The organism is Streptomyces sp. NPDC060031 (genome assembly GCF_042736805.1).
GTDB lineage: Bacteria > Actinomycetota > Actinomycetes > Streptomycetales > Streptomycetaceae > Streptomyces.
Genome location: NZ_JBHWVM010000010.1, coordinates 39,516 through 53,639 on the forward strand (window position 1 = coordinate 39,516; position 14,124 = coordinate 53,639).

The window sequence follows — 14,124 nt, forward strand, 5'->3', positions numbered from 1 at the left end:
GATTTTGGCTGATGCCGGCGTGCCCGTCAGGTCAGGCGTGCGAGGGCTTCCTCCAGGGGGAGTTCCTCGCGGGTTCCCGTGACGCGGTGCTGGAGTTCGACCACCGATTCCGCGGAGCGGCGGCCGGCCACCAGGATCCACGGGACGCCGATCAGTTCCGCGTCCGTGAGCTTCACGCCGGGCGACAGCCCGGCCCGGTCGTCCAGCAGGACCCGCCGGCCCGCCGCGGCCAGCGCGGCCGCCGCCTGCTCCGCCAGCGCGAGCGGCACGGCCTTGCCCGCCGCCACCACGTGCACGTCCGCCGGGGCCACCGCGGCCGGCCAGCACAGCCCCCGCTCGTCGGCCGTCTGCTCGGCCAGCGCCGCCACCGCCCGGGAGACCCCGATCCCGTACGAGCCCATCGTGACGCGGACCGGCTTGCCCTCCCGCCCCAGCACGTCGAGCCCGAACGCGTCCGCGTACTTGCGTCCCAGCTGGAAGATGTGCCCGATCTCGATCGCCCGGTCGAGGCGAAGGCCCGTACCGCAGGAGGGGCACGGGTCGCCCTCCTGCACGACCACGACGTCCAGGTACCGGTCCACCTCGAAGTCCCGCCCGCAGACCACGTTCCGGGCGTGCGTGTCGGCCTTGTTGGCCCCCGTCACCCATGAAGTGCCGGGCGCGACACGGGGGTCGGCCAGGTAGCGGACCTTGTCGAGGCCCTGCGGGCCCACGTAGCCCCGTACCAGATCCGGCCGGTCGGCGAAGTCCTCCGCCGTCACCAACTCCACCACCGCCGGGGCGAGATGCTCGCCGAGCTTGCCGAGGTCCACCTCGCGGTCCCCCGGCACCCCGACGGCGACGATCTCGCCGTCCACCTTCACCAGGAGGTTCTTGAGCGTGGCCGACGCGGGTACGCCCAGGTGCGCCGCCAGCGTCTCGATGGTCGGGGTGTCGGGGGTGGGGATCTCCTCCAGCGGTCCGTGGTCCCCGGCCACCGGGGTCAGCGCGAAGGTCACCGCCTCCGTGTTCGCCGCGTAGTCGCAGGACGGGCAGTCCGCGAAGGTGTCCTCGCCCGCCGGCGCCGGCGCCAGGAACTCCTCCGACGCGGAGCCGCCCATCGCGCCGGACACCGCCGACACGATCCGGTGGTCCAGGCCCAGCCGCTCGAAGATGCGTACGTAGGCCTCGCGGTGGAGCCGGTAGGACTCGGCCAGGCCCTCGTCGCTCACGTCGAAGGAGTACGAGTCCTTCATCTGGAACTCGCGCCCGCGCAGCACGCCCGACCGCGGCCGCGCCTCGTCCCGGTACTTGGTCTGGATCTGGTAGAGCATGACCGGCAGGTCCTTGTAGGACGTGCACTGGTCCTTCACCAGCAGGGTGAAGATCTCCTCGTGCGTGGGTCCGAGCAGATAGTCCGCGCCCTTGCGGTCCTTGAGCCGGAACAGCAGGTCGCCGTACTCCGACCAGCGCCCGCTGACCTCGTACGGCTCCTTCGCCAGCAGCGCGGGGAGCAGCACCTCCTGGGCCCCGATCGCGTCCATCTCCTCGCGGACGATGCGCGAGACGTTGTCCAGGACCCGCTTGCCGAGCGGCAGCCAGCTCCACACCCCGGCCGAGCTGCGCCGGACGTACCCGGCGCGGACCAGGAGGCGGTGGCTGAGGGTCTCGGCGTCGGCCGGGTCCTCGCGGAGGGTCTTGGCCAGGAGGCTGGACATGCGCTGTACGCGTTGCGTCGACATGACGGGAGGCTACCGGGGGCTGCCGGTCCCCCGAAATCGGATTCAGCGCCTGATCAGCGGCAGCGGTGCGCCCATGACGGCGTACGGGAGGCTCGCGCTCGGGAAGTGCACCTGGCGGGCGAGGTCCGTGTAGCCGAGGGCGCGGTAGAGCCCTCGGGCGGGGCTGTCGGTGTCGATGGCGGAGAGGATCGAGCGCGGTTCGGCGGAGCTGTCGGTGAGCCGGGTGATGAGCGCGCGGCCGACGCCGTGGCCCTGGAATCCGGGGTGGACGTGCAGTTCGGTGATCACGAAGGAGCCGTCGAGCCAGCCGTCGTGGCCGCCGGACCGCAGGTACGGCTCGACGACGGTGGACCACCAGTGGGTGCGGTCGTTCGGCATGCCGTAGACGAATCCGGCCAGTGCCCCGTCCTCGGTGAAGGCGCCGAGCGCGCGGGCGCCGCGGCAGGTCATGTGGCGCTGGACGATGTAGCGCCGGATGCCGATCTCATCCTCGCTGAGCCCGAAGGCCACGGCCTGCACGCGCAGGGCCTCGTCCACGCGGTTCGCGAGGTCGAGGGGACCGATGCGGAGTCCGGCGGGCCGGTCGGGGTCGTCGCCCCCGGGGGTAGGCAGCATGCGGTGACCTTACTGGGCGGCCCCGGCCCCCCGATATGCCCTGGCGGCGGGGCACCCGGGCCGGGGCGTGTCTAGAACAGCACGCTCATGAACTCGCCGACCTCGCGGAAGCCGACGCGGCGGTAGGAGGCCCGCGCGGCGGTGTTGAAGTCGTTGACGTAGAGGCTGACGACGGGCGCCACGTCCCTCAGCGCGTACTCCACGACGGCGGCCATCCCGGTCTCGGAGTGTCCTCGGCCCCGGAACTCGGGGGCCACCCAGACTCCCTGGATCTGGCAGGCGCGCGAGGTCGCGGCGCCGATCTCGGCCTTGAAGACGACCTTGCCGTCCTCGACGCGGGCGAAGGAGCGGCCACTGGAGACGAGCTCGGCGACGCGGGCCTGGTAGAGCAGTCCGCCGTCGCCGGCCATCGGGGAGATGCCGACCTCCTCGGTGAACATGGCCACGCAGGCGGGCATGATCAGCTCCATCTCGTCCTTGCGGATCCGGCGGACCAGCGGGTCGGAGCGGACCTCGGCGGACGGCTGCTCGGTGACCATGAGCGGCTGGTGGGAGCGGACGTCGCGGGCCGGTCCCCAGCTGGGCTCCAGGAGCTGCCACAGCAGCCGGGTGGCTTCGGCCGGGCCGACGATGGAGGAGCAGCGGCGGCCGGTGCGGCGGGCCCGGTCGGCGAAGGCGCGGACGGCGTCGGGGCCGGCGCAGGCGGGCACCAGGTTGGCGCCGGCGTAGCAGAGGGAGCGGAGCTCGCCGTCGGCGTACCAGCCCCACATCTCGCCGCCCAGGCGCCACGGGTCGAGTCCGGCGATCTGGACCCGGGAGGTGACGAAGGTGTTCGCGACGGGCTCGCGTCCGAGGATGCGGAGCGCGGCGTCGAGATCACTGGGCTCAAGGACCCGGGTGGTGGTCTGCGTCAACACTGGGGCCTCACCGTGCAAGTCTGCTGATCTCCGAACTGTACCCGCCGCCGCCTGGGGATGCCGCGCGCCCCTGCACGGCAAAACCCCGGCCCCGCCCGCGAGCTGCGGGAACGGGGCCGGGGCGAAGGCTGGGCGCCGGAAGCGGGGCCGGAGGCCGGGTGCGGAGGCCAGGGCCGGAAGCTGGGGGGGGCGGACCCGCTCCCCCGGATCGGACGCCGATGCGCCGGATCAGACGCCGATGGCCACGGTCGGCTCGCCGGACATGACGCCGTCCTTCTCCATCTGCTCCGCGATCTTCATGGCCTCTTCGATGAGGGTCTCGACGATCTTCGACTCCGGGACGGTCTTGATGACCTCGCCCTTCACGAAGATCTGGCCCTTGCCGTTGCCGGAGGCGACGCCGAGGTCGGCCTCGCGGGCCTCGCCGGGGCCGTTGACGACGCAGCCCATGACCGCGACGCGCAGCGGGACCTCCATGCCCTCCAGGCCCGCCGTGACCTCCTCGGCCAGCTTGTAGACGTCCACCTGGGCGCGGCCGCAGGACGGGCAGGAGACGATCTCCAGGCGGCGCGGCTTGAGGTTCAGCGACTCCAGGATCTGGTTGCCGACCTTGATCTCCTCGACCGGGGGGGCGGAGAGGGAGACGCGGATGGTGTCGCCGATGCCCTCGGAGAGCAGCGCGCCGAAGGCGACGGCGGACTTGATGGTGCCCTGGAAGGCCGGGCCCGCCTCGGTGACGCCGAGGTGCAGCGGGTACTCGCACTGGGCGGCCAGCTGGCGGTAGGCGTTGACCATGACGACCGGGTCGTTGTGCTTGACCGAGATCTTGATGTCGCTGAAGCCGTGCTCCTCGAAGAGGGAGGCCTCCCACAGCGCGGACTCGACCAGCGCCTCGGGGGTGGCCTTGCCGTACTTCTTCAGCAGGCGCGCGTCGAGCGAGCCGGCGTTGACACCGATCCGGATCGGGGTGCCCGCGTCCTTGGCGGCCCGCGCGATCTCCTTGACCTTGTCGTCGAACTGCTTGATGTTGCCCGGGTTCACCCGGACGGCCGCGCAGCCCGCGTCGATCGCGGCGAAGACGTACTTCGGCTGGAAGTGGATGTCGGCGATGACCGGGATCTGCGACTTCTTCGCGATGACCGCGAGCGCGTCGGCGTCGTCCTGCGTCGGGCAGGCCACGCGGACGATGTTGCAGCCGGAGGCGGTCAGCTCGGCGATCTGCTGGAGCGTGGCTCCGATGTCGGAGGTCCGGGTGGTGGTCATGGACTGCACCGAGATCGGTGCGTCACCGCCGACGGCCACGGAGCCGACCTGGATCTTGCGGCTGACCCGGCGGTCGGCAAGCTTCGTCGGCACGGACGGCATTCCGAGAGAGATGGCAGTCATCTGCTGTGCAACCCCAAGGTGTGGATCAAGGTCCCGAGATCGGCGGGCTCCAGCCTTCGAGATTACGCCAATCCCCGCGCGCCCCGCGCATCCGAGGGACCCGGCCACCCGAACGTAGGGAGCCGGGCACGATGCGTGCCCGGCTCCGGTGCCCGTGGTGTACGACGGGACGTACTAGGTGATCTTGATCGGGTTCACCACGTCGGCGACGAGGACGAGCACCGTGAAGCAGACGAAGACTCCGGCCACCACATAGGCGGCGGGCATCAGCTTCGCCACGTCGAACGGGCCCGGGTCGGGGCGCCGGAAGACCTTCGCCACGGCGCGCCGCAGCGACTCCCACAGGGCGCCCGCGATGTGCCCGCCGTCGAGCGGCAGCAGCGGGAGCATGTTGAAGAGGAACAGCGAGAGGTTGAAGAAGCCGACGAGCTGGAGGAAGAACACCAGCCGCTGCTCGGCCGGGATGTCCAGGGTCGCGATCTCACCGCTGATGCGGGCCGCTCCGACGATGCCCATCGGGGAGTCCTGCTCGCGCTCGGCGCCGCTGAAGGCCGCGTTCCACAGGGCGGGGATCTTGGCCGGGAGCTTGAGCAGCCCCTGCACGCTGTTGTCGACGACCTCGCCCATGTGCTCCACGGACTGGCCGAAACCGAGCGGGGCGATCTCGCTCTTCGGGCTGAAGCCGAGCCAGCCGGCCGTCACGTACTCGCCCTTGACGTACCCGCCGTGGCCGTCGGTCTTGCCGACCTTGTTCGCGATCAGGTTCACCGGGAGGGTCACCTGCTGCCCGTCGCGCACGACGGTGACGGTGGCGGGGCCGACGGTGTCGCGGATGCGCTTCTGCAGGGTGGTCCAGTCGGCCACCTTGCGGCCGTTGAACGCCACGATCCGGTCGTCCGGCCGCAGGCCGGCGGCCTTGGCCGGGGCCACCGGGTCGCCGTCCTTGCAGATCTCGCGCTTCTCGCTCTGCTGGATGACGCACGGCGAGACGCTGGCGACCTGGGTGGTCGTCTGGCTCAGCCCGAAGGTCATCCAGACCCCGAAGAAGATCGCCAGTGCCAGCACCAGGTTCATGAACGGCCCGGCGAACATCACGATGACGCGCTTCCACGGCCTGCGCGTGTAGAAGAGCCGCGTCTCGTCCCCCGGCTTCAGCTCCTCGTACGCCGCCGAGCGCGCGTCCTCGATCATCGAGCGGAAGGGCGAGGTCGAGCGGGCGGCGACCTTGCCGTCCTCACCGGGCGGGAACATGCCGATCATCCGGATGTAGCCGCCCATGGGGATGGCCTTGATCCCGTACTCGGTCTCGCCCTTGTTCCGCGACCAGATGGTCGGGCCGAAGCCGACCATGTACTGCGGCACGCGGATGCCGAAGAGCTTGGCCGTGGAGAGGTGGCCGAGCTCGTGCCAGGCGATCGAGACGAGCAGGCCGAAGACGAAGATCAGTATCCCGATCACCGTCATGAGTGCCGTCATGCTCTCGCCTCCACTGCGGCCCGCGCCGCCATTTCCCGTGCCCGGGCCCTGGCCCAGGTCTCCGCTTCAAGGACGTCCCGAACGGTGAGGGAAGTTCCCGCGTCCGGTGTCCCGTGCTCATCGACCACGGCAGAGACCGTATCCATGATTGCTGTGAACGGCAGCCGACCGGCCAGGAAAGCTTCCACGCACTCCTCGTTCGCCGCATTGAACACGGCGGGCGCGGTGCCGCCCAGGGTACCGACGTGCCGGGCCAGGCCCACCGAGGGGAAGGCCTCGGTGTCGAGCGGGAAGAACTCCCAAGTGGACGCCTTGGTCCAGTCGAAGGCCGGGGCCGCGTCCGGGATCCGCTCGGGCCAGCCGAGGCCGATCGCGATCGGGCCGCGCATGTCCGGCGGGGTGGCCTGGGCCAGCGTGGAGCCGTCCGTGAACTCCACCATCGAGTGCACGTAGGACTGCGGGTGGACCACGACCTCGATGCGGTCGAAGGGGATGTCGTAGAGCAGGTGCGCCTCGATGACCTCGAGGCCCTTGTTGACCAGGGTCGCCGAGTTGATGGTGATCACCGGGCCCATCGCCCAGGTGGGGTGCGCCAGCGCGTCCTTGACGGTGACGTGTGCCAGCTCGGCGCGGGTGCGTCCGCGGAAGGGCCCTCCGGAGGCGGTGACCACGAGCTTGCGCACGTCGGCGCGCTTGCCGGCCGCGAGCGACTGGAAGAGCGCCGCGTGCTCGGAGTCCACGGGGATGATCTGGCCGGGCTTCGCGAGGGCCTTCACCAGCGGGCCGCCGACGATCAGCGACTCCTTGTTGGCGAGGGCGAGGGTCCGGCCGGCCCGCAGCGCGGCGAGCGTGGGCGCGAGGCCGATGGAACCAGTGATGCCGTTGAGGACGGTGTGGCACTGAGAGGCGGCGATTTCGGCGGCCGCGTCGGGCCCGGCCAGGATCTCGGGCAGCGGCTCGGACGCCGCGTACTGGGCGCTCAGCGCCTCTTTCAGTGCCGGTACGACGTCTTCGCGGGCGACGGCCACGGTGTTCACGCGCAGCTGCCGGGCCTGCTCGGCCAGCAGCCCGACGCGCCCGCCGGCGGCGGACAGCGCGGTCACCCGGAACCGGTCCGGGTTGCGCAGGGCCAGGTCGATGGCCTGGGTGCCGATGGATCCGGTGGAGCCCAGGATGACGATGTCCCGGCGGCCGGCCGCGGGGTCGAAGAGGAGGTGCGGGTCGGCGAGGGGGGCTGGACGGTCGCTCATGCCCCCATTGTTGCCTCACGTCACGGGCGCTCGGACACGGAGCCCCCGTCCGTGACGCGCAGCAGCAGGTGCGGCAGCGTTCCGGCGAAGTCCGGGAGCGTCCGGGCGACCCGCCACCAGGCGTCCGGGTCGTCGCCGAGGGCCACCGCGAACAGCCGGTCCGCCTCGGCGCGCGCCGCGAGCACGGCCGCGGGCCGGTCGTGCCGGTCGGGGTGGTCGATGTCACCGAGCCAGTGGTCCTCGTCGAGGGCCCAGCAGGCGGGCAGCTTGTGGCGGACCACGTCGGCGCCGGTCAGCAGGCCACGGTCCAGGCAGTCCCGCACCCAGCGGATGTCCTCCTGGACGGTCTCCATGGGTACGGCGAGGCTGGCCAGGGCGAGTTCGCGCTCCACGTCCCCGGAGGGCTCCTCGGCGGTGGGGGCCAGGCGCCCGACGGCCCGGTCCAGCCCGGGCACGGGCGGCCCGTCCGGGGGCTCGGGCAGCGAGGCGTACCCCACCCGGGCCACGAGCTCGGTGAGTGGGCCGCGGAAGGTGTGGGCGTGGCGGAGCAGCTCGGCCCACAGCCGCGGGTCGTCCCCCAGCGGGGCCAGGGCGCGGCGCAGGGCCGTGCGCATCCCGGCCAGTTCGGGGAGGGTCCAGCGCAGGCCGTCGGCCGCGGGGAGGTCGGCGAGCAGCAGCGCGAGGTGGGCGGGGCGGACGTCGGCGACGAGCTCGGCCTGGGTGAGCAGGCCCATCCGGACGGCGCGGACGGCGGGCCGGTACCAGGAGGGTCCGTACGACCGGGCCGTGCTCAGGTCGAGCAGTCCCCGGCAGACGCCGAGCGGCAGGCCGCCGCGGAGCAGCAGGGCCTCGATCGAGCCGGGCGGCAGCGGCTCGAGGGCGTGCTCGAACCGCAGCAGGCCCGGTTCGGCTTCGTTCGGCAGGGCGAGGATGTCGAGCGGGACGCGCGGCCGGTGCGTGCCGTGCCGGCGCAGCAGCCGGACGAGTTCCTCGCCGGTGAGGGGCCCGTCGGCGGGGTCGCGGCCCAGCTCCGCGCGGAGCTGGGGCAGCAGCTCGGGCGGGGTCCGGCGGCGGGAGTACCGGGTGGGTCCGGGCAGGCCGGGCAGCGGGCGTCCGACGACGCGGGGGTTGCGGGCGATGTAGCGCCGTTCGGCTTCGCCGCCGTGGCGCAGCAGGAGGGTGACGGCCGAGGCCGGCAGCCATTCGTCGCGGCACAGGTATTTGCGGGCCGGCCACTCGAGCCGGTCGAGCAGGGCGACGGCGATGTGGTCCGGTGCGTGGCGCAGCACGTGCGCCACGCACCAGGCCAGCCGCCGGCTGTTCCGGTCTTCCACGGCCGTCGACATCCCTGTCCGCCCAGCTTCCGTACTCGTACTCGTACATCCGTCCTATGACTGGCGATGATCGCAGGTCAGCGGATGGGACGGTGCACGTTTTTGTGCGTGGAGGGGCCGGGGGCCGCGTCGGCGATCCACGGGCCGTCGCCCGAGGGGTCGAGGACGCCCTCCTCCAGCCAGGTGTAGGTGCCGGACAGGACTCCGGCGACGACCTTGCGGTCCAGCTCGTCGGTGTTGTCCCAGAGCCGGCCGAAGAGCTCTTCGACGCGCAGCCGGGACTGCCGGCAGAAGGCGTCGGCGAGCTGGTAGGCCTCGCGGCCGTGGTCGCTGGTCGCCCGCAGGTGCTCGGCGCGGACGCAGGCCGCGCTCATCGCGAAGAGCTCGGCGCCGATGTCGACGATGCGGCCGAGGAAGCCCTGTTTGGTCTCCATCCGGCCCTGCCAGCGCGACATGGCGTAGAAGGTCGAGCGGGCGAGTTTGCGCGAGCCGCGCTCGACGTAGCGAAGGTGGGCGGCGAGGTCGGGGTGGCCGGCGGGGTGGAAGGCGCGGTAGGTGCCGGGGACCTGGCCCGCTCCGGTGGCGAGCTTGGGCAGCCAGCGGGCGTAGAACCCGGCGGCGCGGGCACCCGCCTTGGCCTTGTCTGCGAGGTCCTTCTCGGGGTCGATGAGGTCGCCGGCGACCGACAGGTGGGCGTCCACGGCCTCGCGGGCGATCAGCAGGTGCATGATCTCGGTGGAGCCCTCGAAGATCCGGTTGATGCGCAGGTCGCGCAGCATCTGCTCGGCCGGGACGGCCCGCTCGCCGCGCGCGGCCAGCGACTCGGCGGTCTCGAAGCCGCGCCCGCCGCGGATCTGGACCAGCTCGTCGGCCATCAGGCAGGCCATCTCGGAGCCGTACAGCTTGGCGAGGGCCGCCTCGATGCGGATGTCGTTGCGGTTCTCGTCGGCCATCTGGGAGGCGAGGTCCACGACGGCTTCGAGGGCGAAGGTGGTGGCCGCGATGAAGGAGATCTTCGCTCCGACGGCCTCGTGCCGGGCGACCGGGCGGCCCCACTGCTCCCGTACGCCGGACCACTCGCGGGCGATCTTCAGGCACCACTTCCCGGCGCCGACGCACATGGCGGGCAGCGACAGCCGGCCGGTGTTGAGGGTGGTCAGCGCGATCTTGAGTCCGGCGCCCTCGGCGCCGATGCGCTGGCCGGCGGGGACCCGTACCTGGTGGAAGCGGGTGACGCCGTTCTCCAGGCCGCGCAGGCCCATGAAGGCGTTGCGGTGCTCGACGGTGATGCCGGGCGAGTCGGCCTCGACGACGAAGGCGGTGATGCCTCCCCGGTGGTTCTCGCTCTCGGGGACGCGGGCCATCACCACGAGCAGGTCGGCGACGACCCCGTTGGTGGTCCAGAGCTTCACCCCGTCGAGGACGTACGCGTCCTCGCCGTCCGGGACCGCCGTGGTGGCCAGCCGGGCCGGGTCGGAGCCCACGTCCGGCTCGGTGAGGAGGAAGGCGCTGATGGCGGTGGTGGCGCAGCGCGGCAGGTACGCGTCCTTCTGCTCCTGCGTGCCGAACATCTTCAGCGGCTGCGGCAGGCCGATCGACTGGTGGGCGGAGAGCAGGGCCCCGATGGCCGGGCTGACCGAGCCGGCGAGGGCGAGCGCCTTGTTGTAGTACACCTGGGTGAGGCCGAGGCCCCCGTACTCGGTGCCGATCTTCATGCCGAGCGCGCCGAGCTCCTTGAGGCCGCGCACGGTCTCGTCGGGGATCCGGGCCTCGCGCTCGATGCGGGCCGGAAGCCCTTCTGCGAGCTCGGTCTCGCAGAAGGCCCGCAGCCGGGCCAGGAAGGCCTCGCCGCGCCGGACGTCCTCGTCGGCGGGCAGCGGGTGGGGGTGGATCAGGTCGAGCCGGAAGCGTCCGAGGAACAGTTCCTTGGCGAAGCTGGGCTTGCGCCAGTCCTGCTCCCGGGCCGCTTCCGCGACCTGACGTGCCTCGCGCTCGGTCACCTTGGGTTGTGTTACGGACATGCGGGGACTCACCTCGCGGCCGGAGTCGGTCGTACCGGGCTACTGGTCGGTGCTACCTGTGAGTCGTACCCGTTTCGGGGCGCCGGGAAAAGGGGGACGGCCGGAGCCCCCGCACAGTAGGCTCCGGCCGTCGGCTTTTTGGCCGTACGAGTTCGGTCAGATGTCGAGGCCCGTAAGGACCAGGACTCGCTCGTACGTGTAGTCGTCCATCGCGTAGCGCACGCCCTCGCGGCCCACTCCGGACTGCTTGACGCCGCCGTACGGCATCTGGTCGGCGCGGTAGGACGGCGCGTCGCCGACGATCACACCGCCGACCTCGAGCTCGCGGTGGGCGCGGAACGCGGTCTGGATGTTCCGCGTGAAGACGCCGGTCTGGAGACCGAACTTCGAGTCGTTGACGGCCGCGAAGGCCTCGTCGGTGTTCTCGACCCGCTTCAGCGTCAGGACCGGGCCGAAGACCTCTTCGGTGGCGAGCTTGACGCCGTCCGGGACCTCGGCGAGGACGGTGGGCTCGTACGAGGCACCCTCGCGCTTGCCGCCGCTGAGCAGCTTGGCTCCGGCGGAGACCGCCTCGTCCACCCAGGACTCGACACGCTTGGCGGCGTCCTCGGAGACGAGGGGGCCGACGTCGGTGGCGGAGTCGGACGGGTCGCCCGTGACCTGGGCCTGGACCTTCGCGACGACCTTCTCTACGAGGCGGTCGTAGACGGAGGCGTCGGCGATGACGCGCTGCACGGAGATGCAGGACTGGCCGGCCTGGTAGTTCGAGAAGGTCGCGATACGCGTCGCGGCCCACTCGAGGTCGGCCTCGGAGGACCAGTCGTCCAGGACGACGGCCGCGGCGTTGCCGCCGAGCTCCAGGGTGCAGTGCTTGTGGGGCACGGACTGCTGGATGGCGTAGCCGACGGTGTCGGAGCCGGTGAAGGAGATGACGGGCAGGCGCTCGTCCTTCACCAGGGCCGGCATCTTGTCGTTGGCGACCGGCAGGACCGACCAGGAGCCCGCGGGCAGGTCGGTCTCGGCGAGCAGCTCACCCAGGATCAGGCCGGAGAGCGGGGTGGCCGGGGCCGGCTTCAGGATGATCGGCGCGCCGACGGCGATGGCCGGGGCCACCTTGTGGGCGCACAGGTTCAGCGGGAAGTTGAACGGCGCGATGCCGAGGACCGGGCCCTTGACGAAGCGGCGGGTCAGCGCGAGGCGGCCGACGCCGCCGGCGTCGGTGTCGAGGCGCTGGGCCTCTCCGCCGTTGAAGCGGCGGGCCTCTTCGGCGGCGAAGCGGAACACGGACACCGCACGGCCGACCTCGCCGCGGGCCCACTTGACGGGCTTGCCGTTCTCGGCGGAGATCAGCTGGGCGATCTCCTCGGTGCGCTCCGCGAGGCGGCGGGAGACGTGGTCCAGGGCGGCGGCACGTACGTGGGCCGGGGTCGCGGAGAACTCCGCCGTCACGGCGTGCGCCGCGGCCACGGCCTCTTCGACCTGCGCGTCGGTGGGCACGCTGACGGCGGCGACCAGTCGGCCGTCCCACGGGGAGTGGACGTCGAAGCTGTCCTCGCCGGTGGCCTGGCGGCCGGCGAGCCAGAAGGCGTGGGTGGAAGTCATGCGAATCCCGGCCCTTCGGAGTGTGCGGGGTCTTGTCCCCTCCACCGTAGGACTCCGTCGGCGATTCGGCGTTTGTCCGGCATGGAGCGCCGGTGGCGATTCCTTCGCCGCTTTGTCACTGTCGCGGGCGGCACCCGCGTGCGTTCCCCCTCCGGGGGCGCCCGCGACCCCGGAGGGGCGGCGGCTACGGCGTGGTGGTGGTCTTCAGGGCGAGCCAGAGTTCCATGCGGACGTCCGGGTCGTCCAGGGAGCGGCCGAGGATCTCCTCCACCCGCCGCATCCGGTACCGCAGCGTGTGCCGGTGCACACCCAGGTCGGCCGCCGCCGCGTCCCACTGGCCGTGGCGGGAGAGCCACGCCTGGAGCGACGCCACCAGGTCGCCGCGGCCCTTCTCGTCGTGCTCCCGCAGGGCCCGCAGCGTGCCGTCCGCGAAGGCCCGTACCGCGTCGTCCGCCAGCAGCGGGAGCACCGATCCCGCCGCCAGGTCCTCGTGCTCGACCATCGGCCGCCCCCGCCGCCGGGCCACGGCGAGCGCCTGGTCGGCCTGCTTGGAGGCGGCCGCCACGCCCGACGGCCCCGCGGGCGCCGAAAGCCCGATCACCAGTTCGTCCGGCTCCGGCCCGCTCGCGTCCAGCCCGCGCCGCGCTTCCAACGCCTCCGCGTGGGCGACGCACGCCTGCACCGCGGAGCTGCCGTCGCCCGCCAGGACCACCAGCCGCCCCGGCTCGGGCACGACCAGCAGCGCCTCGCCGGTACGGGCCGCCGCCGACTCCACCGCGTCGGCGAGCAGCGCCAGGCCCTCCGGCCGCGCGGTCCCCGCCAGCGCCGGCTCCGCCACGATCAGCCGGAACGGCGCCTCCAGCAGGGCCCCGTACAGGTCCCCGGCCACGGCCCGGGCCTGCTCCGCGTCCCCGGCCAGCAGGATCCGCAGCACGGCCGCGCCCAGCCGCGACTCCGCGTCGTGCAGCGAGCGGGAACGTTCCGTCGTCAGGGTGAGCAGGGCCACCGCGGAGTGCACGGCGTACCGCTCGGCCGTGCCCAGCGGGGCCCCGGTGCCCACCGCGAGCGCGCCCCGCGCCCGCCGCCCGGTGCCGAGCGACTGGAGCTCGACGCGGTCTTCCGAGCCCCCGACCACCGCGCTGGCCGGCGCGGGCCGCTCCCGCAGCCGCTCCACGTCGGGCGTGAGCCGGGCCGCCCGCCGGGCCGCCCAGCCGGGCGCGGCCGCGACGACGGCGCCCGAGGTGTCGTACAGGGCGGCCCAGCCGTGCACGTGCGCGGCCAGTTTCGCGAGCAGTTCGGCGGGCCCGTCGGCGGACAGCGCGGCCCGGGTCAGTTCCCGCTGCGCCTCGAAGCCGGCGGTCACGGCCCGGTACTGGTCGGCCGCGAGCGCCGCCGAGACGGCCTTGCTGATCGCCAGGAAGGGGGTCCGCCGGGGCACCTCCAGCAGCGGCAAGTCCTCGTCCCGCGCGGCCTCCACCAGTGCTTCGGGCACGGCCTCGTAGTTGACGCCGACGGCGAAGCCGATGCCGACGACCCCCGCCGCCGCGAGCCGGCGCACGTAGCGCCGCATCTCCTGCGGATCCTCCGCGTCCAGCTTCATGGCGGTGATCAGGAGCAGTTCCCCGCCCTCCATGTAGGGGACGGGGTCGGCGAGCTCGCTGACGTGGGCCCAGCGCACCGGGGTGTCGAGTCGGCTCTCTCCCGCCCGGACGCTGAGTTTGAGCGCCGAGTGCTGGACGAGCGAGGCGAGGGTGAGCGGCATCGGGTGCAGGCGCCTTAGCAGAAGGGGGAATTTCGCCGCG

10 protein-coding genes are annotated in these 14,124 nt (G+C 72.5%); all 10 read right to left on the reverse strand.

Translation table 11 applies throughout. The features are described 5' to 3' along the window. Positions 1 to 26: 26 nt before the first annotated feature. The 10 genes from ACFWB8_RS06430 to ACFWB8_RS06475 all read right to left on the reverse strand — a co-directional run bounded on the left by ACFWB8_RS06430 (position 27) and on the right by ACFWB8_RS06475 (position 14,084). On the reverse strand, positions 27 to 1,721 hold the full coding sequence (locus ACFWB8_RS06430) for a proline--tRNA ligase (protein WP_385223280.1): 1,695 nt from the start codon (positions 1,719 to 1,721) through the stop codon (positions 27 to 29). A gap of 42 nt (positions 1,722 to 1,763) precedes the next feature. After that, entirely contained in the window at positions 1,764 to 2,336 is a 573-nt protein-coding gene (locus ACFWB8_RS06435) for a GNAT family N-acetyltransferase (RefSeq protein WP_385223282.1), read from the reverse strand. 71 nt (positions 2,337 to 2,407) lie between these two features. Continuing rightward, positions 2,408 to 3,253 (reverse strand): GNAT family N-acetyltransferase, encoded by an 846-nt coding sequence (locus tag ACFWB8_RS06440; protein ID WP_385223284.1) that lies wholly within the window; start codon positions 3,251 to 3,253, stop codon positions 2,408 to 2,410. Positions 3,254 to 3,481: 228 nt separating this feature from the next. Continuing rightward, positions 3,482 to 4,639 (reverse strand): flavodoxin-dependent (E)-4-hydroxy-3-methylbut-2-enyl-diphosphate synthase, encoded by a 1,158-nt coding sequence (gene ispG / locus ACFWB8_RS06445; RefSeq protein ID WP_385223286.1) that lies wholly within the window; start codon positions 4,637 to 4,639, stop codon positions 3,482 to 3,484. 174 nt (positions 4,640 to 4,813) lie between these two features. After that, on the reverse strand, positions 4,814 to 6,115 hold the full coding sequence (locus ACFWB8_RS06450; RefSeq protein ID WP_385223288.1) for a M50 family metallopeptidase: 1,302 nt from the start codon (positions 6,113 to 6,115) through the stop codon (positions 4,814 to 4,816). Further along, positions 6,112 to 7,365 (reverse strand): 1-deoxy-D-xylulose-5-phosphate reductoisomerase, encoded by a 1,254-nt coding sequence (dxr, locus tag ACFWB8_RS06455; protein ID WP_385223290.1) that lies wholly within the window; start codon positions 7,363 to 7,365, stop codon positions 6,112 to 6,114. Before dxr ends, ACFWB8_RS06450 begins: the two co-directional genes overlap by 4 nt. 20 nt (positions 7,366 to 7,385) lie before the next feature. Next, positions 7,386 to 8,699, reverse strand: coding sequence for a hypothetical protein (locus tag ACFWB8_RS06460; RefSeq protein ID WP_385223292.1), 1,314 nt, complete (start codon positions 8,697 to 8,699; stop codon positions 7,386 to 7,388). Positions 8,700 to 8,776: 77 nt separating this feature from the next. Next, complete coding sequence (locus tag ACFWB8_RS06465; RefSeq protein WP_385223294.1) at positions 8,777 to 10,720, reverse strand: acyl-CoA dehydrogenase family protein; 1,944 nt, start codon at positions 10,718 to 10,720, stop codon at positions 8,777 to 8,779. Positions 10,721 to 10,876: 156 nt separating this feature from the next. Continuing rightward, positions 10,877 to 12,322 carry an aldehyde dehydrogenase family protein gene (locus ACFWB8_RS06470; protein WP_385223296.1) on the reverse strand — a complete coding sequence of 482 codons (1,446 nt, stop codon included), beginning with the start codon at positions 12,320 to 12,322 and terminating at the stop codon, positions 10,877 to 10,879. A gap of 184 nt (positions 12,323 to 12,506) precedes the next feature. Next, positions 12,507 to 14,084, reverse strand: a complete 1,578-nt coding sequence (locus ACFWB8_RS06475; RefSeq protein ID WP_385223298.1) for a PucR family transcriptional regulator — start codon at positions 14,082 to 14,084, stop codon at positions 12,507 to 12,509. Positions 14,085 to 14,124 lie beyond the last annotated feature (40 nt).